This is a genomic window from Pseudoalteromonas sp. BSi20311, from assembly GCF_000239875.1.
In the GTDB taxonomy this organism is placed as follows: Bacteria; Pseudomonadota; Gammaproteobacteria; order Enterobacterales; family Alteromonadaceae; genus Pseudoalteromonas.
The window spans coordinates 1-26,536 of record NZ_BADU01000078.1 but is presented as its reverse complement, the minus strand read 5'-3'; the positions used below and the strand labels follow the sequence as shown (position 1 = coordinate 26,536).

At 39.9% G+C, this 26,536-nt stretch carries 26 protein-coding genes; 11 read left to right on the top strand and 15 right to left on the bottom strand.

Going from position 1 to position 26,536, the window contains the following annotated elements:
• Positions 1-3 precede the first annotated feature (3 nt).
• From P20311_RS08870 to P20311_RS08840, 7 genes are all read right to left on the bottom strand, one after another.
• The gene (locus tag P20311_RS08870; RefSeq protein WP_006791491.1) at positions 4-636 is read right to left on the bottom strand and encodes an NADH:ubiquinone reductase (Na(+)-transporting) subunit D; all 633 of its coding nucleotides are present in this window, start codon (positions 634-636) and stop codon (positions 4-6) included.
• Entirely contained in the window at positions 636-1,385 is a 750-nt protein-coding gene (locus tag P20311_RS08865) for a Na(+)-translocating NADH-quinone reductase subunit C (RefSeq protein ID WP_008111895.1), read from the bottom strand. Before P20311_RS08865 ends, P20311_RS08870 begins: the two co-directional genes overlap by 1 nt.
• Positions 1,378-2,583 (bottom strand): NADH:ubiquinone reductase (Na(+)-transporting) subunit B, encoded by a 1,206-nt coding sequence (locus P20311_RS08860; RefSeq protein ID WP_008111893.1) that lies wholly within the window; start codon positions 2,581-2,583, stop codon positions 1,378-1,380. Before P20311_RS08860 ends, P20311_RS08865 begins: the two co-directional genes overlap by 8 nt.
• Position 2,584: 1 nt before the next feature.
• Positions 2,585-3,928 carry a Na(+)-translocating NADH-quinone reductase subunit A gene (locus tag P20311_RS08855; RefSeq protein ID WP_008111891.1) on the bottom strand — a complete coding sequence of 448 codons (1,344 nt, stop codon included), beginning with the start codon at positions 3,926-3,928 and terminating at the stop codon, positions 2,585-2,587.
• A gap of 355 nt (positions 3,929-4,283) precedes the next feature.
• A complete protein-coding gene (gene fabV, locus P20311_RS08850) occupies positions 4,284-5,477 on the bottom strand; it encodes an enoyl-ACP reductase FabV (RefSeq protein ID WP_008111889.1) in 1,194 nt (397 codons plus the stop codon).
• Between the two features lie 102 nt (positions 5,478-5,579).
• A complete protein-coding gene (locus tag P20311_RS08845) occupies positions 5,580-5,897 on the bottom strand; it encodes a BolA family transcriptional regulator (RefSeq protein ID WP_008111888.1) in 318 nt (105 codons plus the stop codon).
• A gap of 73 nt (positions 5,898-5,970) precedes the next feature.
• Complete coding sequence (locus P20311_RS08840) at positions 5,971-6,564, bottom strand: alpha-ketoglutarate-dependent dioxygenase AlkB (RefSeq protein ID WP_008111886.1); 594 nt, start codon at positions 6,562-6,564, stop codon at positions 5,971-5,973.
• Positions 6,565-6,607: 43 nt separating this feature from the next.
• On the opposite strand from P20311_RS08840, the gene P20311_RS08835 reads away from it, so the two are divergent.
• The 4 genes from P20311_RS08835 to P20311_RS08820 are packed head-to-tail and all read left to right on the top strand — an operon-like array spanning position 6,608 to position 10,368.
• A complete protein-coding gene (locus P20311_RS08835) occupies positions 6,608-7,756 on the top strand; it encodes a methyltransferase (RefSeq protein ID WP_008111883.1) in 1,149 nt (382 codons plus the stop codon).
• A complete protein-coding gene (locus P20311_RS08830; protein WP_008111881.1) occupies positions 7,757-8,317 on the top strand; it encodes a YajG family lipoprotein in 561 nt (186 codons plus the stop codon).
• A gap of 2 nt (positions 8,318-8,319) precedes the next feature.
• Positions 8,320-8,940, top strand: coding sequence for a peptidylprolyl isomerase (locus tag P20311_RS08825; protein ID WP_008111880.1), 621 nt, complete (start codon positions 8,320-8,322; stop codon positions 8,938-8,940).
• Positions 8,941-8,991: 51 nt separating this feature from the next.
• Positions 8,992-10,368, top strand: coding sequence for an MFS transporter (locus tag P20311_RS08820; RefSeq protein WP_008111878.1), 1,377 nt, complete (start codon positions 8,992-8,994; stop codon positions 10,366-10,368).
• A gap of 72 nt (positions 10,369-10,440) precedes the next feature.
• Here P20311_RS08820 and P20311_RS08815 read toward each other — a convergent pair whose 3' ends face one another.
• Positions 10,441-10,680 carry a helix-turn-helix domain-containing protein gene (locus P20311_RS08815; protein ID WP_008111877.1) on the bottom strand — a complete coding sequence of 80 codons (240 nt, stop codon included), beginning with the start codon at positions 10,678-10,680 and terminating at the stop codon, positions 10,441-10,443.
• Between the two features lie 368 nt (positions 10,681-11,048).
• Here P20311_RS08815 and P20311_RS19290 point away from each other — a divergent pair, with 368 nt between their 5' ends.
• A complete protein-coding gene (locus tag P20311_RS19290; protein ID WP_008465463.1) occupies positions 11,049-11,237 on the top strand; it encodes a hypothetical protein in 189 nt (62 codons plus the stop codon).
• Between the two features lie 55 nt (positions 11,238-11,292).
• On the opposite strand, the gene erpA is transcribed toward P20311_RS19290, so the two are convergent.
• Positions 11,293-11,631: an iron-sulfur cluster insertion protein ErpA gene (gene erpA / locus P20311_RS08805; protein ID WP_002958911.1), complete on the bottom strand. Its 339-nt coding sequence runs from the start codon at positions 11,629-11,631 to the stop codon at positions 11,293-11,295.
• Between the two features lie 237 nt (positions 11,632-11,868).
• On the opposite strand from erpA, the gene P20311_RS08800 reads away from it, so the two are divergent.
• The 4 genes from P20311_RS08800 to hemL all read left to right on the top strand — a co-directional run bounded on the left by P20311_RS08800 (position 11,869) and on the right by hemL (position 16,450).
• Entirely contained in the window at positions 11,869-13,551 is a 1,683-nt protein-coding gene (locus P20311_RS08800; RefSeq protein WP_008111867.1) for a chloride channel protein, read from the top strand.
• A gap of 16 nt (positions 13,552-13,567) precedes the next feature.
• On the top strand, positions 13,568-14,002 hold the full coding sequence (locus tag P20311_RS08795) for a CopD family protein (protein ID WP_008111866.1): 435 nt from the start codon (positions 13,568-13,570) through the stop codon (positions 14,000-14,002).
• A 112-nt stretch (positions 14,003-14,114) separates the two neighbouring features.
• On the top strand, positions 14,115-15,131 hold the full coding sequence (locus P20311_RS08790; protein WP_008111864.1) for an aspartate carbamoyltransferase: 1,017 nt from the start codon (positions 14,115-14,117) through the stop codon (positions 15,129-15,131).
• A 38-nt stretch (positions 15,132-15,169) separates the two neighbouring features.
• A complete protein-coding gene (gene hemL, locus P20311_RS08785; protein WP_008111861.1) occupies positions 15,170-16,450 on the top strand; it encodes a glutamate-1-semialdehyde 2,1-aminomutase in 1,281 nt (426 codons plus the stop codon).
• 63 nt (positions 16,451-16,513) lie between these two features.
• On the opposite strand, the gene mrcB is transcribed toward hemL, so the two are convergent.
• The 4 genes from mrcB to P20311_RS08765 all read right to left on the bottom strand — a co-directional run bounded on the left by mrcB (position 16,514) and on the right by P20311_RS08765 (position 21,606).
• Positions 16,514-18,847 (bottom strand): penicillin-binding protein 1B, encoded by a 2,334-nt coding sequence (gene mrcB / locus P20311_RS08780; RefSeq protein WP_036985023.1) that lies wholly within the window; start codon positions 18,845-18,847, stop codon positions 16,514-16,516.
• 140 nt (positions 18,848-18,987) lie between these two features.
• Positions 18,988-20,217, bottom strand: a complete 1,230-nt coding sequence (locus tag P20311_RS08775) for an ammonium transporter (protein ID WP_008111855.1) — start codon at positions 20,215-20,217, stop codon at positions 18,988-18,990.
• Positions 20,218-20,226: 9 nt separating this feature from the next.
• Entirely contained in the window at positions 20,227-20,565 is a 339-nt protein-coding gene (locus P20311_RS08770; RefSeq protein WP_010391070.1) for a P-II family nitrogen regulator, read from the bottom strand.
• 258 nt (positions 20,566-20,823) lie between these two features.
• Positions 20,824-21,606 carry a response regulator gene (locus tag P20311_RS08765; RefSeq protein ID WP_008111851.1) on the bottom strand — a complete coding sequence of 261 codons (783 nt, stop codon included), beginning with the start codon at positions 21,604-21,606 and terminating at the stop codon, positions 20,824-20,826.
• A gap of 305 nt (positions 21,607-21,911) precedes the next feature.
• On the opposite strand from P20311_RS08765, the gene P20311_RS08760 reads away from it, so the two are divergent.
• Positions 21,912-23,429, top strand: a complete 1,518-nt coding sequence (locus P20311_RS08760) for a S10 family peptidase (protein ID WP_008111849.1) — start codon at positions 21,912-21,914, stop codon at positions 23,427-23,429.
• A gap of 46 nt (positions 23,430-23,475) precedes the next feature.
• Here the strand turns inward: P20311_RS08760 and P20311_RS08755 are convergent, their stop codons facing one another.
• Entirely contained in the window at positions 23,476-24,168 is a 693-nt protein-coding gene (locus P20311_RS08755; protein ID WP_008111847.1) for an START domain-containing protein, read from the bottom strand.
• Positions 24,168-25,688 (bottom strand): CYTH and CHAD domain-containing protein, encoded by a 1,521-nt coding sequence (locus P20311_RS08750; protein WP_008111845.1) that lies wholly within the window; start codon positions 25,686-25,688, stop codon positions 24,168-24,170. Before P20311_RS08750 ends, P20311_RS08755 begins: the two co-directional genes overlap by 1 nt.
• A 212-nt stretch (positions 25,689-25,900) precedes the next feature.
• Here P20311_RS08750 and P20311_RS08745 point away from each other — a divergent pair, with 212 nt between their 5' ends.
• Positions 25,901-26,506, top strand: a complete 606-nt coding sequence (locus P20311_RS08745) for a TIGR04211 family SH3 domain-containing protein (protein ID WP_008111843.1) — start codon at positions 25,901-25,903, stop codon at positions 26,504-26,506.
• The last annotated feature ends 30 nt before the right edge of the window (positions 26,507-26,536 follow it).

The following is a 26,536-nucleotide window of genomic DNA, read 5'->3' as shown; positions in this document are numbered from 1 at the left end:
CCCTTACGCTTTAGCTTCTACTTGGTCTTTCTTATAAGTACGAAGTACCCAAATGAATAAACCAATGATGAAGAATGCACTCGGTGGTAAGATCAATAGACCCATAGGTTGGTACCAACCACCATTTTGTACTAATGGAATAATATCAACACCGAATAGTGAACCTTTACCGAATAACTCACGAATAAAGCCAACAGTAAGTAGCACTACAGAGTAACCTAAGCCATTACCTATACCATCAAGGAAAGACATTAATGGCGGCGACTTCATTGCATAAGCTTCAGCACGACCCATTACGATACAGTTAGTAATGATTAGACCAACGAATACTGATAACTCTTTTGCCGTAGCGTAAGAGAAAGCTTGTAGTACTTGGTCAACCACGATTACTAATGATGCAATAATCGTCATCTGTACGATGATACGTACTGATGATGGGATATGGTTACGAATAGTCGAGATAAAAAGGCTAGAGAATGCAGTTACCAAGGTCAATGCAATTGACATGATTAATGCATTTTTTAAGCTAGACGTTACCGCTAGCGCAGAACAAATACCAAGTACTTGTAATGCGATTGGGTTGTTAGCGAAAACTGGACCAAATAGGACCGCCTTCATTTCTTTAGTATCAGCCATTAGTTCAATGCTCCTTTACGTACTTTCGCAAGGAAAGGGCCAAAGCCATTTTCGCCAGTCCAAAAATCAACTGCATGGTCAACACCATTAGACGTTAATGTAGCACCTGAAAGACCATCGATCTTATGCTCATCACCGGCTGCAGTCCCTTTAACGATTTGGATTGGTAACTCTTTACCTTCCCACGTTGCAGTCCACTGTGGGTTTTGAATTTCACCACCTAGACCAGGTGTTTCGTTATGTTTGTAGAAAATGATGTCTTTAATAGTTTCACCATCGCTTTCAAGCGAGATAAAACCGTACATTAAACCCCATAAACCATAACCCTGAATAGGAAGGATGATTGCATCAGTAGAGCCATCGTCTTTTTTAGAGATATAAACAGGCGCACGCTTGGTAATACGTTGAATACCGGCGATGTCTTTAATACCATTCTCTTTTAAAGATTTACTTAAATCAGCATCGTATTTGCTTTTTTCAAAGTCAAAATCTTCTACCGGCTCAGCAAACTCACCACTTTGCATATCAACAAAGCGAGTTTCGATTTTAGCATCAAACGTTTCGGCAACGTTATCAACTTTGCCAATACCAGCAGCAGCTAAGATATTGCTTTGAATATCTTTTGCTTTATTTGCTTTTTGCAGAGGGCGTAGTTGTACAGATGTTAGTGATACAATAACTGCACACACTAAACATAATGAGACAACAACAGCTAGCGTTTTGCCAATTGATTCGTTATTACTAGACATTACGTGCCAACCTCCGCTTGATATTAGCTTGCACTACAAAGTGATCGAATAAAGGTGCAAACAAGTTAGCAAATAAGATTGCTAGCATGATGCCCTCTGGGTATGCAGGGTTAACAACACGGATCATGATAACCATAAAGCCAATAAGCGCACCGTATGCTAATTTACCTTTATCAGTAAATGCAGCAGATACAGGGTCAGTTGCCATAAAGAACATACCGAATGCAAAACCACCTAATACCATGTGCCAGTACCAAGGCATAGCAAACATTGCATTGGTTTCAGAACCAATAGTGTTCAGTATTGATGAGGTTACTACCATACCTAGGAATACACCTAGCACGATACGCCAAGACGCAATGCGCACGTAAATTAGGAATAAACCACCAATTAGTACAGCTAGTGTAGACGTTTCACCCATAGAACCTTGAATGAATCCGTAAAACGCATTCCACCAAAGCTCAATATCAGTCGCGTAATTTAACGTACCAGCAAACGCTTGACCAAGCATAGTTGCGCCAGAGAATGAATCTACGGCAGTCCATACTGTGTCACCTGAAATTTGTGCAGGGTATGCGAAGAATAAAAACGCACGACCAGCAAGCGCAGGGTTTAAGAAGTTACGGCCTGTACCACCAAATATTTCTTTTGCTATAACTACACCAAAAGTAATACCTAGCGCAACTTGCCATAAAGGAATCGTTGCAGGCAGAATTAATGCAAACAATACAGACGTTACGAAGAAACCTTCATTAACTTCATGCTTACGCACAGAAGCAAATAACACTTCCCAGAAACCACCAACAATAAAGGTAGTTGCATATATAGGTAGGAAGAAACAGGCTCCGTAGAACATTTTCGCACCCCAGCCTGCATCAACGGTTAATTCACCGCCAAGTAACTGGAATAAACCTACTTGCCAAATATTCGCTAGCTCAAAGCCATTACCAAGTGCAATTGCCGCTTGATGACCAATGTTGAACATACCAAAGAACATGGCAGGGAACGTCGCCATCCACACTAAAATCATCATGCGTTTTAGGTCGATGTTATCACGAACGTGAGTTGAACCTTTATTTACATAACCTGGCGTGTAAAAAATAGTCGCAGCAGCTTCATACAGCGCGTACCATTTTTCATGCTTACCACCTGGTTCAAAATGTGGTTCGATATCTTCTAAGAAAGTTTTTAAGCCCATTTTAGCCTTCCTTCTCGATCGTAGTTAAGCAATCGCGTAGGGCTGCGCCGTACTCGTATTTGCCAGGACAAACGAAGGTGCATAACGCTAAATCTTCTTCATCTAATTCAAGCGCACCTAATGAAATTGCACTGTCTAAATCACGAGACAATAAGTCACGTAATAAAAGCGTTGGCAAAATATCAAGTGGCATAACACGCTCATAGCTTCCAAGTGGAACCATGGCACGTTTTGAACCGCCCGTAGACGTTGTCATTTTAAATAAACGACTCGGTGTAAGGTGAGACAAGAATGTACGCGTTACAGAGAATTTATCACTACCTGGTGCAATCCAGCCAAACAATTCTTTTTCGCGACCTTCAAGTAATACAGATACTTGAACGTGGTAACGGCCTAAGAATGCATGAACACCAGACGACGTAGCACCTGCAAGTACAGAACCAGAAATAACACGGTTATCACCGTCTTCTAATTCACCTGCAACTAAGTCATCTAGAGAAGCACCTAATTGTGTTTTCACTAAACGAGGATTCTTAACACGCGGACCTGCAAGCGAGATTACACGGTCTGTGTAAATTTCACCAGTAAGGAAAAGGTGACCATACGCAATAACGTCTTGGTAACCGATATGCCAAACTTGCTTACTAGCAGATACTGGGTCAAGGTGATGGATATGAGTGCCAACAAGGCCAGCTGGGTGCACGCCACCAAACTCATGTACTTCTACTTGAGCGATAGGTGAACTAGGAACTTGGCTGCCTGCTTGCTTACAAACAAATACTTTGCCATCGGTTAAACGTGACACAACAGCCAAACCTGCTTCAAACGCTTTCGCATTTTCAGCAATAATTACTGCAGGATCTGCAGCAAGTGGATTGGTATCGATAGCTGTCACGAAAATAGAGCTAGGATTTGCATCCAACGCCGCTATTTTACTAAATGGGCGAGCACGTAGTGCTGTCCATTGACCCGATTGAACTAGTACTTCTTTAGCTTTTTCACGGTCTAAGCTATTAAGCTCAGTTTCCGAGAAAGAACCAAAGGTGATTTGCTCACTGCCGTTTACTTCAATAACAACAGATTGCAGAACACGTTTAGCACCGCGATTAATTTCTTTTACTGTACCAGAAGCTGGTGCAGTAAATAATACGCCTGGGTTCTTTTTATCTTCAAAAAGTACCTGGCCTTTTTTGACTTGGTCATCCACACGAACATGCATGGTTGGACGCATACCGATAAACTCTTCACCTAGCACAGCTACACGTTTGACGGAAGAACCATCATGAATAACTTGCTGAGGTGCGCCCTCTAAGGGTAAATCCAGACCTTTTTTTATATTGATCATACGCACTTGCACTACATTAACGGAAAGAAACTGAAAAATCGTACCAACCACGCCGCTATTTGTATTATTGCAAGCTATAAAATGACTCGCTATAGATACCAAACAAGCAGCGCAGTAAAACTCCTCACATATTGCTTTGATTTTAACATTATTGTGACTGACTATGCGAGTGTATTTATGAAAATTATACGAGAGAAACGTTTATTTAGTTTTGTAATTCATAATTAATAAAATACAAGCTAGACCAAAGTGGTAAATAAACCATCAATTAACAAATATTTTTTCAAATCAAAGCTAAAAAACAAAAAAGTCGCACAAGGCGACTTTTAATATAACAACTTGTTCATGGCAATATTTAGTCAATCATATTTGCAATTGGCGCAACAGGGTTTACGTCTTGCTCATAATCAACAGCATCAATACCAAAACCAAACAGGCGTAAAAACTCATTATGGTAGCCAACGTAATCTGTAAGCTCATCAATAGAACTTGTGTCTACACTGTCCCAAATGGTTTGAACGCGAGACTGCACATCATCTTCCAATTCTTTGTAGTTTTGGAATAAATGCCCACCCTCATCAAAACGTGGTGAATCACCGTATAGGTTTTCACTAAATAGTGCATGAATTTGCTCAATAGTGCCCTCGTAAGTGCCATCAGCCTTCATTACTTTAAATAATGCAGAAATGTAAAGCGGCATAATTGGAATTGCAGAGCTTGCTTGAGTAACTACCGCATTAAGTGAAGAAACATAAGCTTCACCGTTTAAATCTTGGGTAGCGGCTTTAATAGCTGCAGTGGCACGGTCTAAATCTTCTTTCGCTTTACCTATGGTTGCATGCCCATATATTGGCCAAGTTAGTTCTTTACCAATGTATGTGTAAGCCGTTGTTTTAAAGTTTTCTGCTAATACATCTGCCTCTTTAAGGGCGTCAATCCACATTTCCCAATCTTCGCCACCCATTACTTTAATGGTGTTGTCGATATCGTCTTGGTTTGCAGCTTCAACGGTTACTTCATCGATTTCACGCTTTGACGTATTTAAGTTTTTAGTGGTTACTGCATTACCAATTGGCTTAAGTGTTGAAGAAAACACTTCGCCTGTATTTGGATCAGTGCGACGAGGTGACGCTAAGCTGTAAATTATACAGTCAACTTTACCTAATTCAGCTTTAATGGTGTTGATTGTTTTTTGTTTGATTTCGTTAGAAAACGCATCACCATTAATATTTTTAGACCATAAGCCTTCAGCTTCAGCGGCTGCTTGAAATGCCGCCGTGTTATACCAACCCGCAGAGCCTGTTTTACGTTCAGTGCCTTCTTTTTCAAAAAACACACCTAATGTTTTAGCGCCACCACCAAATGCAGCAGTAATACGAGATGCAAGGCCATAACCTGTAGACGCACCAATAACTAATACATTTTTAGGCGCATTTTTTAATGCTCCTTGCTGCTTAACATAATTAATTTGTTCTTGAACATGCTCTGCACAGCCAACTGGGTGTGCATTGGTGCAGATAAATCCGCGAATTTTAGGCTTAATGACCATTGATCATCCTATATCTTTTACAATAAAAATTAGCGCTAGTTTAAAGGCTAAAACAAAAAAAACTGATCTGATCAGTTACCAAATGCTCAAACTACCTTCTAGCTACCTGTTATCCAATTTTTGAGCACCCATACAATTAGGCGATTGCGGTGCCTCACCGTCGTGCTCGGTAAATTCTTCAGGGGTGTAAGTGTGCATAGCAAGTGCGTGAATGTGATTTGCTAACTCATCTTTTAAAATTTCGTTAATTTCACGATGACGCTGTAAAAGTCGTTTACCTACAAACTCTTCGCTTACCACAATTACTTTAAAGTGTGACTCAGTGCCTGCACTGTGCATGTGGCTTTCATTAATAACATTTAAATGCTTACAGGCAATTGCCTCGGCTAGCTTGTTGCGTATTTGTTCTTGCATTGACATGTTAACGTCCCTAAATAACTCACTGATTGGCTTACTATAACAATTGAGAGCATCGCATGGCTAATGCTTATTCTTACTTAGCTTTAATATCTCTAAAAGTTAGACTTATTCTTGGGTGTTTAAGTGTTGTTTGTTTAGGTAGTGCATGTTGATATTCTTGTTGGCTATGGCCATTCATTATTAAACAACTACCACTTTGTAATTTTATATTGGTTATTTTGCCACTCGCTTTATGTTTGAGCTTAAATAACCGCTCTGCGCCAAGCGATACACATGCGATAGTAGGCTGCGATCCCAGTTCGGCCTCATCATCGCTATGCCAGCCCATGCAATCATGGCCATCCCGATAATAATTAACCAAAATTGAGTTAAATGGTTGCTGTAGGTGATTCTCTAAACGTGTTCGCATTGCAAGTAATACGTCTGGCCAAGGCTCTAAATCGAGTTTATGCCCAGAATAGCCGTACTCAAGATTTTCTTCGCTGATAAAGCATTGCAGCCTTGGTATTGGCCCCGTTTTACCAAACACTGTAATGTTTGGCTGTTGCCAGTTTAGGTTTTGCTGCAAATAGTAAAATAAATCGAGGCTTTTTTGCGCACTAAGCACCTTACTTTGATAAGAAAAGCCATTTGGTAAAAGTTGGGGGTTGGCGTTTGGCGGTTGCATGTTAGAATTTACCTATCATTTGATTACCGATCATTAAACTATTATGACTACGCAAGCTACGCTCGGCGATAACACCTTTACTCTTGAACGCTTTCCTTTGGATCAAAAAAACCGCAGCTTACAAGCGTGGGATTCAGCAGACGAATACCTTATTGACTATGTTAATGAACACTACCCTGATTGTCGCTCGTTACTGATCTTAAACGACAGCTTTGGTGCACTTAGCTGTTACTTTAGCAAGCAACAATTAACAGTTTGTTCAGTAAACGACTCATATATTAGCCATCAGGCGGCTGCTTATAACTTAGCGGAAAACAAAATCGCGACGACGGCGTTTAGCCAGCTTGATAGTTTATCGGCTCTGCCTGAGCAAGTAGACCTAGTGTTGGTAAAAGTACCACGCACGTTGGCTTTTTTACAATATCAGCTATCTGAATTAAGCGAGGTGCTCGCGCCAGATACGCCAGTTATTGGTGCTGCAAAAACTAAAGACGTGCATAACTCTACTATTAAAGCATTTGAAAACTTTATTGGTGAGACGAAAACAAGTCTTGCAGTAAAAAAGTCACGTTTAATTATTAGCCAAGCTGCTGGCGGTTATAAAGGCGCAGATTTCCCAGTCAGCTGGCCACTTGAAGGCACTGATTTTACAATAAGTAATCATGCCAATGTGTTTTCGCGTGATTCACTTGATATTGGCGCACGTTTCTTTTTCAATTACTTGCCGCAAACAAATAAAGCAAAAAATATTATTGATTTAGGCTGTGGTAATGGCGTGGTTGGCTTAATGACATTAGCGCGCTGTCCTAATGCTCATATTAGCTTTGTTGATGAGTCGTATATGGCGGTTGAATCAGCTCGACTCAACATTGAATTAAACATGGAAGACAAGTTTGAACAATGTACTTTTATAGAGAATGATTGTTTAACTGACTTTGAACGTGAAAGTGCTGATATTGTATTGTGCAACCCGCCCTTTCACCAAGCACAAGCGGTTACCGACCACATCGCGTGGCAAATGTTCAAGCAAGCAAAAGACACATTAAAGGAAGGTGGCGAGCTGCGTATTATTGGCAATCGTCATTTAGATTATCATGACAAACTAAACCGTATGTTTGGTAACTGTACTTTATTAGGCTCTAATAAAAAGTTTGTGGTACTCAGCGCAACTAAAAATAGTGGAACGTTATAAATGAAACTCATAAAGATATTATTGAGCTGTTGTACTTTAGTGGTTTTTTCGGGATGTGCCAATCAGCCTAATCAGCTTATTCTCAATCCCGTCTATAAAAGTGGGCAAATAAGCTCAATCAATAACAGCTTAAACACCAGCGTGATTGATTTACGTGGTGACAGTGCAACCTTAAAGCTTATTGAATCAAGCAAAACAAAAACCATTGCCAGCACGGGTATTACTGAGTCAGTTAAAAGTGCATTAGACAGTGCGCTTAGTCGCAATGGCGCTAGCATTTCTAATTTAGCGCAATTGCGCTTTGAGTTAGATATTCATGCACTGCAAGCTGTGGTTACAGAAAAGCTAATGAGCCATACCAGTGATGCCAAGATTGAATTTGAAGTACGAGTGATTCGCCCTACCAGTAATTTCAGTAAGCGTTATAGCGGTAATGCTAATTTATCTGGACCACTTGGTCATGATAGGGCAAAAATTGAAGGTCAGCTCAATAAGTTGACTGAGCAGTTAATTACCCGCATTGTATCTGACCCTGAATTAATTGCATTTTTAGAAGGTTAATAATGAAGCAACTTTTTTTAATCTGCGTAAGCTTATTTTTTAGCGTAAATAGTTTAGCGGCTCAAGAAGGCCGCTTTGTGCAAAAAGATAATATTTTCCCTCGAGTAGAAATTGTGACATCGTTGGGCAGTATTGTGGTTGAGCTAGACCGCTCAAGAGCCCCTATTACGGTCAATAACTTTTTGACTTATGTGTCTGATAAAAGCTATCAAGGCAGTGTGTTTCATCGTGTAGAACGCGATGTAGAAAATGACCGTGACTTTGTAATTCAAGGCGGTGGTTATGATAAAGATTACGATGGCCTGCATGAAAACGACCCTATTTTTAATGAAAGCGGTAACGGCTTAACTAACGATATGTATAGCATTGCTATGGCCTATCAAGATCGAGAACCACACTCAGGAACGCGTCAGTTCTTTTTTAACATGGATGACAATGACCATTTAAATCCAGGGCGTGATTGGGGATTTGCAGTGTTTGGCAGTGTTATGGAAGGTTATGAGACGCTCGATAAAATCATGGCTGTAAAAACGGGTTTTAATGACAAAATTGGCTACAACTTTGTCCCTGAAAAACCGGTTGTTATATTAAATATCAAGGTGCTTGAGCAAGTCCCTTTATAACTTTTTATCAGAGCAGCTTTGGCTGCTCTTTCTATGAGCCAATGAGCCCCTATGAATAGCACACTTTCTGTTCGCGAATACTTTTCTTATTTTAAAGATAAACGTTTAATTAATGTTTTTATATTTGGAATGAGCAGTGGTTTTCCGTGGGTGTTAATTGGCTCGGTAATGTCGGCTTGGCTTAAAGATGAAGGTTTGAGTCGCAGCATGATAGGCTTATTTGGCATTGTGTTTGGTGCCTATAGTATCAATTTTTTATGGTCGCCTTTAATAGATCGCACTAAACTGCCCTTTTTGTACAACTGGCTTGGTCAGCGTCGTAGTTGGATCCTGTTTTGCCAAAGCTTTATTTTATTTGGCACGTTACTACTTGCAGGGCTTGATCTAAAAGCAAACCTAGCGATTGCCGCCGCACTTTGCTTGCTGATCGCCATAGCCTCTGCAACGCAAGATATTGCTATAGATGCTTTTCGAATAGACACTCTTAGTGAAAATGAATCTCACAAAGCCACCGCAGCCGCCGCAATGGCTACATCAGGTTGGTGGACAGGTTATGCTTTATTAGGGGCTGTGCCCTTTTACATGGCAGATATGCCAAACATAAACTGGCCGCAGGTCTATTATTTTTTATCTGCGATTATGCTGTTATTAATTAGCTGTGTGTTTTGGGCTAAAGAACCAAAATCAAACCGTGAAGCTGTTCATGCCGAGCTAGAGCGTGTTTATCTTGAAAAGCTTGCGGCAAGCAAACAAACACCACTTACAAAAACGCTCGCATGGCTGGGGGTTACTGTGGTTGATCCATTTAAAACCTTTTTTGCTAAAAATGGGGTTAAAACCGCTTTAGCACTGCTGGCATTTATTTTCTTATTTAAAATTGGTGAAGCATTTTTAGCACGAATGTCGATTGTATTTTATAAAGAAGTGGGCTTTAGTAATACCCAAATAGCAAATTACTCCAAGCTGGGCACGGGTTTAATCACCATTGTATTTGCCTTTTTGGGCAGTATTTTTAACCACAAATATGGCATAGTAAAAGGCTTATTTATTAGTGGCGTAGCCATGGCTGCATCTAACTTAATGTTTTCTTGGATTGCCTTAGCAGGGCCACAAGAACACTTATATGCAATGGCGATTGTAGTTGATGGTTTTACCCAAGCTTGGTCTTTAGTGGCGATGGTTGCTTTTATATCTATGCTGTGTGACAGAGCATTTAGCGCCACCCATTATGCGCTATTAGCATCATTGGGTAATTTAGGACGTACGTTATTATCGAGTTATAGTGGCGTAGTTATCGATGATTGGCTAATGGGGAATTGGTCATTATTTTTTGTTTTAACAGCACTTATGGTTTTACCTTCATTAATATTTTTATATCTAATTAGGCACAAACTATATGCATTAGAGCAAAATTATCATAGTAGGTAACACCTAATGCATCCCTGCATTAGTATTGGCTGTAGACGTTAGATTTAACTTTACGATTACAGCCTAACAGCGTTAGTCAGCTTTAATTAAGCTTAATGCTTCATACGGGTCGACTTCTAATGCATTACAGTAGCGAACAAACTCAATCACATCTAAGCGACGCTCTTGATTTTCAATTTTGCCAATAAAAGAATGTGGCGTACCCAAAATTTGCGCTAGGCTGCGCATTGTGTAGCCTTTTTCATGGCGCTTAGTTTTAAGCCACTTTGTTAACTTTGCATTTTCTTCCGAAGATACGGTTTTACCCATCATATACAACTCCTACTCGTTGTTTAACTGTACATATTGCCAAGTGCTCATTGTGATCAACACCATAAACTCACTGCCACTAACTAATTCGCAGTGTAAACGCTTACAATTCAACCAACAAAAAACGCTCAAATATGTACTAACTCTTTATTATTGTGAAAAATGAAACCTTGCCCGTTTCATTCTTGGATACATTATATACCATTCACCGTTGATCTGAATGATTAATTAGTAATTCTGCGATTAAAGTTTAACAACAAATATTTACCAAGTCTGAATAAGGTTAAATATTTTTATAACTTTTTTGTTTCATTTAAAAATAAGCTGTTTATTATTAGGGTTTATTGTCCCTAGCTGATAGAGATTAAATCATGTTTAGACTACTCTTTTTACTGCCTATTATTTTATGCTTGGGGTGGTACTTTTTTTTGCGTCATTATGCAATCCCATTAAAGCAGGGTAAAAAAGGCTTTATCTATATTTTAGCTTTCTCAGCGTTTGTACTTGGTTTTTTTGTGTTGATAATGCAAATAACAGAATACAGCCCAACTGAGTTATAATTACTACAGACATAAAAAACCGCTGATTAAGCGGTTTTTTTGGATAACGATATTTTTATACGCTAAAACTAGCGCCACAGCCACATGTGGTGGTCGCATTAGGATTAGAGACAAAAAAGCGTGCCCCTTCTAATCCTTCAGTGTAGTCAACTTCACCATCAACTAAATACTGGATACTCATAGGGTCAATGACTAAGGTAACCCCATTTTTAACAATTTCTAAATCGCCCGGGTTTGCTTTTTCATCAAAAGTAAAACCGTATTGAAAACCTGAACACCCACCGCCTGTGACATAAACACGCAGTTTTAGATCTGGGTTTTCTTCTTCGTCGATTAACTGTTTAACACGCACAGCGGCTGCGTCGCTAAACTTAATGGGTAATTCTTCAGACATCTTATAACCCTCAATACCTTAATACTAATGCGTGAGATTATCTAATACCTGAGTGTTTTAATCAAGTATAGTTAATCCTGCTTCTACGCTCCAATGCTAACATGGCTTGTTTAGCTCACTCTGTGAATAGGTGCAGTATAAATTAAATTTAAATTAATCTGTTGTTAAAAATCTCAAGGACTTCCCTAGACTATTTTGATAAACTTGACGCCTAAAAATGCTACGGGGAAATAAAGCATGTGGCTTGAGCGACTGAGACGTCGATTAGCAAAACCAAAAACATCCGTACAATTATGCTTATTAGGCGTAAGTGCCGGATTAATTGCTGCATTTTTTATTATACTGTTCCGCTTAACCATTTTATTTTTTCAAAGCTTATTTCTAGAAACCCCTGACGATTTTACCACTCTACCCACTTTAGAACGGGTATTAATGCCCTTAGTGGCAGCGTTATTAATAGCTACATTTGCCGCTTTCACTGGTTTTAAACATTACCGCTTAGGTATTCCTTTTGTAATACACAGAATCAAGCGCCATTACGGGCAAATGCCACTGTATAACACGGTTAATCAGTTTGTTGGTGGTGCGCTGGCACTGATCAGTGGTTTTTCTGTTGGCCGGGAAGGCCCATCAGTTCACATGGGAGCAGCAGGGGCAAGCATATTAGCGAATAAATTACACTTACCTCACAACGCTATGCGTACCCTCAGTGGTTGTGGCGTTGCCGCGGGAATTGCTGCGTCGTTCAATACCCCGCTTGCTGCGGTTATTTTTGTAATGGAAGTGGTGCTCAGGGAATACAAAGTACATATTTTTGTGCCGATAATGCTCGCAGCTGTTACCGGCGCATTAGCCACTCAGTTTGTATTTGGTGAGGGCTCAGAACTTGCGTTGATTAGCATTGCCCCCTTAAGTGGTTGGCATTACCCCTATTTGATTTTGTGTGGCATGGGGCTGGGCGCGGTGGCTTATGCTTTTAACCAAAACTTAATGCTGATTATTAAAACCTTTAAACCATTAAGTATGTTTCCACGTTTAATAATTGCAGGGTGTATTGCCAGTTTAATTGCTTACGCAGTTCCACAAGCAATGGGCTCGGGTATGAGTGCGATAACTATTGCGGTAGAGTCACCTGAAAATATTCAACTACTCACCACTATTTTAATTGCCAAGTTATTAGCCACTTTGTTTGCTATTGGCTTAGGTATCCCTGGTGGGTTAATTGGTCCCGTTATTGGGCTTGGCGTTTTAACCGGCACTTTAATGGCATTTTTTGCCCAGTTTATTAGCCCTGGGACTGACATAGCAGGCACTTATGGCGTGCTTGGCATGGCAGGCTTACTGGCGGCAACGTTGCACTCCCCCTTAGCAGCACTGACCACCGTGATGGAGCTGACCTCTTCACCGGAAATTATTGTACCGGCGATGATCGTCATTACCACCGCCTACGTTACAGCTTTGCAGGTATTTGGTAACCGCTCTATATTTTTACAGCAATTAGACTTTCAGGGATTACCTTACCATGTATCTCCCGCCACTGAAGCCCTACAAAAAGTAGGGGTGATGGATGATATGGATGAAGACTTTAAACTGCTCTACTCCGATGATAAAGAGCAAATAAAAAACAGCCTAGATGCCATGGACAGCCAAACACCGTTAATTGTGTTTGACGAGGAAAATGGTTATCGCCTAGCTGAATATGACTTAAGTTTAATGTCTGATCAGGCGGTCAATATAAAATACATTAACTTACAAGGTATTAGCAGCCAAGCCACCCTTGCAGATGCATTTGAAATTTTAAATGATAAACGCAGTGGCGCGCTTTATGTGTATAACTTGCTAGATAATCAACAAATTATGGGATTACTACGGTGGGATCAAATCCACCATATTCTAACCATACGCAACAGTTTACTTTAACAATAATGAGAACAGTATGAGCGCATTATTAATTTACAAAACCTTGCACGTATTTTTTATGATTGCTTGGTTTGCCGGTATTTTTTACCTACCTCGCCTTTTTGTTTATCACGCTATGAGTGAAGAAAAATCGTGTAACTCAATGCTAAAAGTAATGGAACGTCGGCTACTTTATTTTGTTACTCCCTTTGCTGTGCTTACCGCAGTATTTGGCGTGTTAACCATCTTTGAATACGGCCGCGAATGGTTTCGTTACAGCATGTGGTTGCATTACAAACTAGTGCTGGTAATCATTTTATATATTTATCATGGCTACTGTTTCAAGTTATTAGCTGATTTTAAACACGATAGAAATACTAAAAGCGATCGGTTTTACCGAATTTTCAACGAACTACCTGTTTTAGCGTTACTCGTAATAGTTGCCTTAGCCATAATTAAGCCAAGCTTTTAAATACAGGATTATAAATTACACTGCCAAGTCGCAAACTAAGTTTGTATAATACGCGCGATTGCGTGCTCCTTTATGGATTATCGCGCCTTTTTGAATAACTAGGAATAACCCCATGTTCAGTTTCCAAGGTGAAAATATACTCTCTGTTAATCAACTCGATCGAGACTGTATTGAACGTATATTTACTGTGGCAAAAAAAATGGAGCCATACGCTAAAAAACAAAAGCGTACCAATGTGCTTGAAGGCGCTATTTTAGCGAACCTGTTTTTTGAACCTAGTACGCGTACTCGTGTTAGTTTTGGCACTGCGTTTAATTTACTCGGTGGACTAGTTCGTGAAACCACCGGTATGCAAAGCTCTGCGCTTGCTAAGGGCGAGTCACTATATGATACCGCACGTGTTATTTCAGCCTATGCTGATGCGGTTGCAATGCGCCATCCAGACTCAGGCTCGGTAGCTGAATTTGCAACAGGTTGCAGCGTACCAGTAATAAATGGTGGCGATGGACCCAATGAGCACCCTACTCAAGCGCTGCTTGATTTATTAACTATTGAGCGAGAGCTTAACCGCTTCGAGCAAAATATTGATGGTATGCACATTGCGCTAGTCGGCGATTTAAAATATGGCCGAACCGTTCACTCGCTATCAAAGCTACTATGTCATTACAAAAACATTCGCTTTTCAATGGTTGCCCCTAATGGCTTGCAAATGCCTGACTCAATTTTATCTGTCGTTGAAAATGCGGGACATAAAATTGAACTGGTTGATAAAATGGAAGGTAACTTAGCGGCAGATATTGTTTATCAAACACGCATTCAAGAAGAGCGTTTTCCGTCTCAAGAGGAAGCTAATAAATACCGTGGTGGATTTAGAATTAGCCAGTCTATTTACAATTCCCATTGCAAACCGAACTCGGTGTTAATGCACCCGCTTCCTCGCGATAGCCGTTTAGAGGCAAACGAACTTGATAACGACTTAAATGCTAACGACAATCTAGCAATATTCCGCCAAGTACAAAATGGCGTACTTATTCGTATGGCGCTGTTTGCTTTAACCCTCGGCGTAGAAAACAAAGTCGAGCAGTATGAAGTAGACGTTCCTTGGTTTAGCCGCAAACGCGATAGCTAAGCTTTTAATTTTAAAGTGATAAAACAATAGGATTTTTCATGACAATTAGCCAAGACTTATTTAAACGAGCTCAAGACTCTATTCCTGGTGGCGTAAATTCACCAGTGCGTGCTTTTAATGGTGTAGGTGGTACTCCGCTGTTTATTACTAAAGCACAGGGCGCGTTTACATTTGATGCTGATGGCAACCGTTACATTGATTATGTGGGCTCTTGGGGTCCAATGATTATGGGCCACAATCACCCTGAAATAAAACAAGCAGTGCATGATGCGGTAGAAAATGGTTTAAGCTACGGTGCACCTACCGAAGCTGAAATTTTAATGGCTGAAAAAGTTAAAGAGCTAGTCCCATCTATCGAAAAAGTACGTATGGTAAGCTCAGGTACTGAAGCAACAATGAGTGCAATTCGCTTAGCTCGTGGTTTTACTGGTCGTGACAAAATTTTAAAGTTTGAGGGTTGTTACCACGGCCATGCAGATTCACTGCTAGTAAAAGCCGGCTCTGGTGCATTAACTATGGGTGTACCTAACTCTCCAGGCATTCCTGAAGATTTAGCTAAGCACACCCTTACGGTTTCGTTTAACAATATTGAAGAAGTGAAAGCAATTTTTGCTAAATACGCCGATGAAATCGCGTGTATTATTGTTGAGCCAGTTGCAGGTAACATGAACTGTATCCCACCAGTACCTGGCTTTTTAGAAGGACTGCGTGAAGTCTGTGATCAGTACCAATCTGTGCTTATTTTTGACGAAGTAATGACAGGTTTTCGTGTAGCCCTTGGTGGCGCTCAGGCTTACTACAACATCAAACCAGACTTAACCTGTTTAGGTAAAGTAATTGGTGGTGGCATGCCAGTAGGCGCGTTTGGTGGTAAAACAGAAATTATGGATTACATCGCACCTGTAGGCCCAGTTTATCAAGCGGGTACACTTTCAGGAAATCCAATTGCGATGGCTGCAGGCTTAAAATCACTTGAGTTACTAAGTGCACCTGGCGTTCACGAAAAATTAGAAGCTATTAGTAAAGCGATTTGTGAAGGCTTTGAAGCAGCAGCTAAAAAAGTAGGTATTGCCTTAACGACTAACTACGCTGGCGGCATGTATGGCTTTTTCTTTACTGATGCAGAAAAAGTAACTACTTACCAACAAGCCACTGAATGTGATTTAGAGCGCTTTAAAAAGTTCTTCCACTTAATGCTTGAAGAAGGAGTTTATTTAGCACCTTCAGCGTTTGAAGCTGGTTTTGTTTGTGCTGCGCATACAGAGCAAGAAGTTCAGGCAACGATTGAAGCGGCAGAGCGCGCTTTTGCTAAACTATAACGTTTAGCTCATAAGATCGCTTACCCATAAAAAAGCCCTTTCGGGCTTTTTTGTTTTTATTACTTAGCGAATACATTGGGGCCTTGGTTTAAACTCACTGGCCCTAAGCGGTAATTGAATCACTTTGCCACACCCTGGTGGTGCTTGCTTCCCGGTTTGCTCGTTTACAAATGCCCACCGAATTGAAGGTGGACGGGTATCGGCAATTGCTTGCGGGTTTAAGGGTTTTAAATAACGAATATAGGTTTCAAGCGCGCCTACACTGCCGGTTAAGCCAGTACTTTTATTATCATCACGACCTAACCATGCAACCGTCACTGTATTTTGATCAAACCCAGCAAACCAGCTGTCGCGTAATTCGTTACTGGTACCTGTTTTACCTGCGAGCTGAATCGACGGAAAATGTAAATTTAAGCGTTTAGCGGTGCCATCTTTAGTTACTCGCTTCATAGCGTATTTGGTCATGTACATGGCATCTTTATCAAAGCGTTGTTCGTTACTCACTTTATGCTTATAAAGTACTTTACCAACAGAGTCGGTTAATGCCGAGATAGACGTCAGCTCTCTGTATTCGCCATCAGCAGCAATTGTGGTATAAAGCTGAGCCACTTCAAAACTCGACATTTCAATAGCCCCTAATAGCAGCGACGGGTATTCATTAATATGGCCTTTAGCACCTAGTCCTCTGAGTGTATTAGCAACTTTATCAACCCCAACATCAAGCCCTAAGTTAACTGCCGGAATATTAATGCTGTGGCTGAATGCTTTATAAAGAGGCACGGCACCTCGATATTGATGATCAAAGTTTTCTGGCTGCCATACTTTTCCCTCTTCGTTGGTGACTTGCACGGGTGAATCATCAAGCAACGTCGCTAAATTATAATGAGGAAGCTGCAGTGCACTTAAATACACTGCCGGTTTAACTAATGAGCCAATATTGCGCTTGGTATCAAGTACGCGGTTAAACCCTGAATAGCGCACATCACGTCCAGAGACTAACGCTGATACACCAGCTTTTTCAACATTAACGGAGATCATTGCCGCTTCTAATTCTTTGGTATTTGGACGCCTTTCCAAATAAGGTAAACTGGCCTTAATCGATTCTTCCATTGCGGTTTGTTTTTGCAAGTCGAAGTAGGTAAATACGCGCACCCCTGCATCTAATACTTCTTGATCAGGTAGCAGCTGTTTTAACTCGCGATTAACCAACTCCAAGTAACCTGGGTAAGACTTTTGTAAGCTGGCTTTCATTGGCGCAATATCAATTGCGCGCTTTAATGAGGCTCGATACTCTTTAGTGGAAATAAGTTTGTTATCGACCATTAAACGCAGCACTAAGTCACGACGCTCCATAGCACGTTCTTTATAACGTCTAGGGTTATAATAAGAAGGGCCTTTAACCATGGCCACCAGCAGAGCAATTTGGTCGTACTCAAGTTCATCAACGGGTTTTGCAAAGTAAAACTCAGCCGCTAATCCCATACCATGCACACCTTGGTTATAAGACTGACCTAGGTAGACTTCGTTTAAATAGGCTTCGAGAATCTGATCTTTTGAATAACGATAATCAAGAATAAGCGCAATAAAAGCTTCATTGATTTTACGTACTAATGAACGTTCACGGGTAAGATAAATATTTTTAGCCAACTGTTGTGTCAGTGTGCTGCCCCCTTGCACGGTTCTTCCTGCGCGAATATTGGTATATAAAGCCCGTAAAATAGAAAATACCGATACCCCGTGGTGATCATAAAAATCGCGGTCTTCGACCACTAACAAAGCATTCTTAAGCATGTCTGGAAATTTATCTAATGGCACAAATTCGCGGTCTTGTTTTGAGTCATTACCTATACGGGCTATTTGTACAGGCTCTAATCTGGCAGTGTTTAAGCGACGACCGAATTTATCTTTAATACTGGCAACCTTTTCCCCAGAGAAACGTAATTCAATTACATGAGCATTTTCTAAACCATCATAAAATTCAAAATCACGACGAAAAATCTTAATACTATTAGCTGTTTTAATATATTGCCCTGTGCGGCTCAAGCGATTAACTGCCGTGTAATTTAAACGTTTAAGCTCCCATAAAACTTCTTGCTCAGATAAAAACTGCCCAGGAAAAAACGTCATTGAACGCGCATACACTTGGGCTGGAAGTTGCCATTTGTTGCCTTCAAATTGGCGGGTGATTTTTGCATCAAGATAAATAAAGTAAAGTGCTACAGCGATGAAAGTCGCCAGACTCAGTTTCCAAAAAATAGAAAACAAAGTTTTTAAAAATGGCCGTTTAGCCGAACTTGCGGTTTTTTTTGCAGCACTTTTTCGCGCTGATGTTTTAGATGACTTAGTAGCGCGCTTAGTCGAGGGTTTACTGGTCGGTGTTTTCTTTTTTTCAGCCATTTAAGTGTAATACATTCCAAAGGTTGATTTAACGCGAGGAGCTTATCACATTACTCTAACACCTGAAAAATTAACCCTTCCTGAAATCAAAAAAGCCCTAACTGAGTAGGGCTTTGATTGAACACACAATACTTTTACTTTTAATTACTTCTTACTGAAACAAATTCTGGGTAAGCATCAATACCACAATCATGTTGATCCATACCGTTTAGCTCTTCCTCTTCGGTAACACGAATACCCATAGTTTGTTTTAAGACTGCCCAAACAATGAATGAAGCGATAAACACAAAGCCAATGATACATAGTAAACCAATTAACTGTGCCACAAGGCTAGCCTCGGCATTAGTAACCGGCACTAATACCACACCTAATATGCCACATACACCATGCACAGAGATGGCACCTACAGGGTCGTCAATTTTCACTTTATCAAGTGCCACAATGCTTAGTACAACCAAAGATCCACCTAGTAGGCCATATAAACACGCCATTAATGGTGATGGTGATAATGGATCTGCAGTAATAACCACTAAGCCTGCAAGTGCGCCATTAAGTACCATGGTTAAATCTGCCTTACCCCATAATAATTTACATAAGAACAAGGCTGATATTGCACCCATAGCTGCAGCAGCATTGGTGTTAAGTAGTATTTGACCTACTGCAGTTGCATTTTCTTTATCTGAAATTAATAACTGTGATCCACCGTTAAAGCCAAACCAACCCATCCATAAAATAAATGTACCCAATGTAGCAAGTGGCAAGTTTGAACCTGGAATTGGGTAAATTTCACCATTTTTACCATATTTACCTTTACGTGCACCCAGTAGAATTACACCCGCAAGCGCTGCAGCTGCACCGGTTGCATGGACAATGGCAGAACCTGCAAAATCAACAAAGCCTAATTCAGATAGGAAGCCGCCACCCCATGTCCAGTAACCTTCAATTGGGTAAATTAATCCTGTAAGTACTACTGTAAACACTAAGAAAGCCCATAACTTCATACGCTCCGCTACGGCGCCAGATACAATAGACATAGCCGTTGCAACAAATACTACTTGGAAGAAAAAATCAGACTCTAGTGAATGATCGGCGTCTGCCGCTTGACTACCTATTAGGCCACCAAATGAAGGAATTATTCCGCCTTCAACGTTGTCTACATACATAATGTTGTAACCGACCAACAAAAACATAGTACAAGCGATAGAATAAAGTGCGATATTTTTAGTTAGAATTTCTGTGGTATTTTTTGAGCGCACTAAACCTGCTTCTAACATTGCAAAACCAGCTGCCATCCACATAACTAAGATGCCAGAGATTAAAAAGTAAAACGTATCGAGCGAAAACTTCAGCTCTATAATTGTATTTTCCATGTTGCCCCCTTAAATAGCATCATCATCAAGTTCGCCAGTACGAATACGGACAATTTGATCTAAGTCGTAAACAAAAATTTTGCCGTCACCAATTTTGCCCGTTCCAGCAACTTTGGTAATGGTTTCTACAACGCGTTGGCAATTTTCACTACGAGTGGCAATTTCAAGTTTAATTTTAGGTATAAAGTCAACTTGGTACTCTGCACCACGGTATAACTCTGTATGACCTCTTTGACGTCCAAACCCCTTAACGTCAACCACGGTCATTCCTTCGATGCCTAAATCAGCGAGTGCTTCACGCACATCATCTAGTTTGAATGGCTTTATTATTGCACTGATCATTTTCACAAAGGCCCCCTTAGGACACTAGCTTGTTATTGTATTTGCTCTATGCAATCCAACCTTTGTGCCAGCTTTAAATTACAAATAAAAACAGAGGGTTATTAAATTAAATAATATAAAAAACAAAAAAGCGCACCATTTAGGTGCGCTTTTTTTAAGTCAAAATACAGAATTGGTGCGAGTCGATAAATACGCAAATAATCGTCTTTAACTAACCGTTACACTCTCGCCAAATACACATTGATAATGTATTTAAGATTAAAGTTACTCTGTCGCATCGAAAGACAAAGCCGGTTTTTTAGCATTACTTAGCCATATTGACTCCATAGTTTGCACCACTCGAAAGTGAAACTCTTCATGGGTGAAGGGTTTAGTTAAAAAGTCATTCGCACCTGATTTAATAAATCGTGCAGCAACGCCATAACTATATACATCAGCTAAACCAATAATGGCCAATTGCTCACGGCTTTTAATATTACGAATAACTCTAATTAATTCAAAACCATTCATACCTGATAAGTTATGGTCAGTGATCACTAAGTTGATAGCCTGATCATGCTCAAGTATATGAAGAGCTTGCGCACTATTATCAACAGTAATGACGTCAAACAATTGTTTTTCGAGCATTTGCTTAACCAAGCTACTGCTCAATAAGGAATTATCTACAACCAGCGCTTTGCGCCCCTGGTTACGCAATAACTGTGCTACAAATTTTATAGCGTAAAGATAAGAGTCGCGATTATCTTTAATGACGTAATCGATAATACCTAATTCCAGCATTTTTAAACGTGTATGTTCATCTGTTTGCGTTGTCATCACCAACGTAGGGATACCTTGCGACAGTGTAAAGCGAGTTATATCAGTATCGATTTGACCACCAACAGATAAATCAACTAACGCGAGCGAATAACTAGTTTGATTTAGTAACTTTTTACATTGAGTAAGTGACTGAGCGAAATCAACCCGCACACCAAGATAATGAGCAGCAATATGTTTGAGTACCTGTTGTACCCTTATATTATCTTCAACAATTAAAACCCGTTGCATAAACTCCCTTTCATTTACGTTCACCCTTTATGGTAATAAACCTAAAAATAAATCACTCTCAAGCATCCATTTAAAAACAATTAAAGCGACCAATAACCTAAAAAGCTTAATTAATAATTAAATTTCTTAATCGCCTTAAACTTACAGTATGGCATACACATCAAGTATATTTCGCCTGTTTGCTATGTTGAGATTAATCTTAATTACATAAACTCAACGATTATTATCGGCAGCTAGTCTCAATACTTTTGTTTTTTACTCAAATATCGCTATAACTGCAGTACATAAAATAAAAAGGGTTAGTTATGAAATTTAGTCGAAGTCTATTTTTACCCATTGCCGCAATTGCACTTACATTTACGAGTGCAACGTTTGCCGATAATCAACGCCGTATTGATATCGACAGTAAAGTAGTTACTCAGCACAAAGCAAAAATAAATAACGAACGATTTTCTTATACGGTAGCAACAGGCACACAGCCAGTATGGGATAACAAGGGTGATGCCATTGCAACCCTTCAATACACTTACTACACCCGCGATAAAGTAGATGATAGAACAAAGCGTCCATTACTTATTTCATTTAATGGTGGCCCTGGTTCAGCATCAGTTTGGATGCATTTAGCTTACACCGGCCCTCGCGTTTTAAAAATTGACGACGAAGGCTACCCAATTCAACCTTATGGTGTAAAAGATAACCCTTATTCGGTTTTAGATGTAGCGGATATCGTTTATGTAAATCCTGTAAATACAGGTTATTCACGTGTTGTAGAAGATAAAGACGGTAACTTTTTACCCAAAGATAAACAAAAAGAGCTATTTTTTGGCGTTAATGCCGATATAAAGTACCTCGCAGAATGGCTTAATACTTTTGTATCTCGAAATGAACGTTGGCGTTCTCCAAAGTTTTTAATTGGTGAAAGCTATGGTACTACTCGTGTATCGGGTTTAGCGCATGAGCTGCAAAATAGTCAGTGGATGTACATTAACGGTGTTGTACTCGTATCTCCTACCGATATCGGTATTAAACGCGACGGACCAGTAAAAGCAGCTAACCGCCTACCTTACTTTGCAGCTACTGCATGGTACCACAAAGCATTAAACGCCGATTTACAAGCAAAAGATTTAGACGAGCTATTACCGGAAGTTGAACAGTTTACCGTTAATGAGCTTATTCCTGCGCTTGCAAAAGGCGGCTTTATTGCGCCTGACGAAAAACGTCGTATTATTAAAAAAATGGCTGAATATGCGGGTTTATCTGAAACATTTGTTAGTCAAAACAATTTAGATATTCCAACACAGTTTTTTTGGAAAGAGTTATTGCGTGAACGCGGACAAATGGTTGGTCGACTGGATTCGCGCTATTTAGGCATAGATAAACGCGATGCCGGTGAGTCACCAGATTACTGGGCAGAGCTTACATCATGGCTGCACTCTTTCACTCCTGCAATTAACTATTATCTTCGTGAAGAGCTTAATTACAAAACCGATATCAAATATAACTTATTTGGTAACGTTCACCCATGGGATAGAAGCGGAAATAATACCGGTGAAAATTTACGCTTAGCCATGGCTCAAAACCCTTATTTAAATGTAATGGTTCAGGCGGGCTACTTTGACGGTGCAACCAATTACTTTGATGCCAAATATACTATGTGGCAATTAGATCCAAGTGGTAAAATGCAAGATAGGTTAAGCTTTAAAGGCTACCGCAGTGGCCATATGATGTATCTACGCCACGCAGATTTAGAAAGCTCTAATAACGATTTACGCGAGTTTATAAATCAGTCTTTACCCAAAGACGGTGAATCCGCTAAATACTAATTAGCTTTTACCCACTAAAAAGTGACCTCTTAGGTCACTTTTTAGCTTATAACTGCGGCAATTCGCCATGTGTGCAATCCCCAGTACGAATGACGGTTGACTTCGCTGTGTACTGCTTAGTCGCAAGTGTTTCAGCTAAATTGATTAGAGTCTTAAGGGTGCTTTTTAAAGCGACCCTATTATTTAACCATGTAGGTATCTTGCCGCCTGGTAACGCATATACCTGATAACTAATGTGTAAATTTTCCGCCTGCTGAGTTAGCAACCACGTTGCATTTAAGATGCTTATTCTTATTACCCCTTTAGTTTTAGGTAAAAAATCTGGGCGCGCGTGAATACTAAGCTGCGTTTGCAACGAACTCACCCTTGTATAGCACGAATAAGTAATCACATCCCTATTGCTAACAGGCCACGGGCTATCAATATAACTATAAACTAAGTTTTCTGAAGGGCTTAAACTTTTGAGTAACGTGACCTTAGTAATGTTTTCTATCCAGCTAGGGGCTGTATCGGTATCACTAAGTAAAGCAACTAAATCCTCTGCGGTGACATTGTTAACCACCGTTTCAGCTTTCATTTTCAAGGTATCGTCAGTTAAACGCTGAAAATAAACACTTACCCCTTGTTTACTTTCGTAAAGTTGCCAAGATGGCTGTGAACACACATTGGTAGCAAAACACAAAAGTGAAAAAATCATGCACTTTTGCAGCAAAGTCCGGCCACAAAAGTGCTTAGTCATTAAAGCCAATAAGGTTCTGTATCAAATGAAGCATGTCGACTTTGCTCCATGGCACTGACTAAAAAGTCAGATTTTTGCTCTAACCATAGTTGTATTTTTGCCAGTTGAGCATCTTCTTGCCCGCCACACAGCTGTTTTAAATAATCAAGCGTGCTTAACTCATACATCCCATGAGAAATATCCAGCCAAGGGAGCCTAAATTCTAATCGCTCATCTTTATTAAACAGTGCGCCCAAACAATTACCACTGAGTAAGCTATTTTCTAATTGAGTGCGAAAGTTTAAGTAATCATTGCCTGCTAAGCTTTGCTCTTTAGGGAGTAAACGGTGTAAGTTTTTCCAATCTTTATCAAATAAGCGATGAGCAATATCTACAATAGGTTGCTCTGCATTTTGAAGCTCTGCTTGGCTCCAATCTTTACGCCACTGCTTATTTATCAGCCACGTTGTTAAGCTCAGCAATAAACGGTTGTAGCGTGCACTATGAAAAAGCGAAAAAATATCGTCAATGCTCGGCTGTAACTCTTTTAAATCGTTAATAACTTGCGTTAACGCTGGGGCGCTATTTATTTTTTTATAAAAAGCATGGCGCTTAGAAGTATAAGTTTTTAACTGAATTGCATTTTCAACCCATGCTAACTCACTTAATAGCCACTTGAGTTCTGTTCTGAGTTGCTCGGTACTTTCTTTACTAACAATATCGTCAAACAACCAAAAGTTGTGGCGAATTAAGCTAATGCCGTCGGTTACACGTTTTAATGTTTTTAAACTTGGCTTATCGAAATAGCATTGCTCGTGCTTTTGCACAAAGCGAATACCAAACCCCATAGCTTCAATAAGGGCTTGCTCTTGAGTGGCTTGCTTATTAAGTTTCACAAAGCCGATTGATTTACTTGGTTGAAGCGGCGTGTCATCCGCAAGGCGGTACCCTCTTGCTGCTTTTGAATAGAGCCCTAAACGAATGCTGTTTTGGCTCACTAATATATCTGCAAAAGCAAATAGCTCCTCACGACTACCTTCAACCAGCTCGATTTCAAGCTCGCTGATGATTTCTACCTTACCTGACGCAGCAATTTCACCTTTATCTAATACCACTTCAATTTTGGCACCATTTGGGGTTTCTATTAACCACGTACGGCGAATAAAATTAGTACTAAAAATAGGGAATAGATTTTGTGATATGGCATCAATTTGCATACCGTGAGGCCAAATTGATGAATCAAACGCCATTAGATTTGGTCGGTTTGTTTCTATTGGAAGATTGTACTCTGGGCGCTGATGTAAGCCCCCTACCACTTCTCCAGCTAGCTTAATTGTTTGCTCACAGCGCTCGTCTGTACAACGCGTTCTAAAGCCAATATCGAGTGCTCTTAACTCTCTGCTTGGTGTATCATAATAAGCATTTTGCAAACTTTTAGAAGGTTTGTTTGTGACTGTTTTTGCAAATTGAGTAATTAGTGAGGGGATCAGTGGAATGACGTCATCTGATACCAAAAATTTCAGTTCTATCTCAGTATCCATTAGGCTTGCGGATTACCCTTAAAATTAATAAGTGCTCAAAATAAACAAAGCAGCCCTATATTGCAAATTTTTTAGTCATAAACACACAAGCAAAATGCTCTGGTTACAATATCTGTCTTGCTATTAAACTATTAAATCCATACTATCTATATACTTATGCGAAATAAAAATCACGTTCACAACGGACACTGCTAGATTAACAAGGTAGATAAATGCTAAAACACTGTTTACTATGGCTGCTTTTAACAGCCGCCCCGTTTATGAGCCAAGCAGAGGAAGCTCAATCAACGTCGCCGACTAATGCTAAAACAGCTTATATAATCGATAATTTGTATACTTTCATGCGCTCAGGTGCCAGTAAAGACTATCGTTTACTTGGTTCAATAGATGCAGGTACGCAACTCACTTTATTATCTGATGAACAAAATGGTTTTATAAAAGTTAAAGATGATAAAGATCGTGAAGGCTGGGTAGAAGCTAAATTCATTAGTGAATCAGCTGGTTTAAAACAACAATACCAAGCCCTCAATAATGAAATAAGCACTATGCAAAATAGACTTCGTCAAGCGCAAGTTGAGTTACCTGAGCTGCAAGAGCAAAACGCACAGTTAACCGAACAAAACGCGCAACTATTAGCACAAATTAGTCAGTTACAAGGTGAGCTTTCTCAAGAGCAACAACTAAAACAAGCAACCAGTGCTAAAGAAAAACGCCAGTTACTTACATACGGCGGAGCCATTGCATTTTTAGGTTTGTTCTTAGGAATTATCTTAACTATCGTGTTATCACGTAGAAAACGCTATGAAGGTTGGGCATAAGCTTAACTTACTATAGCAGGCATAAAAANA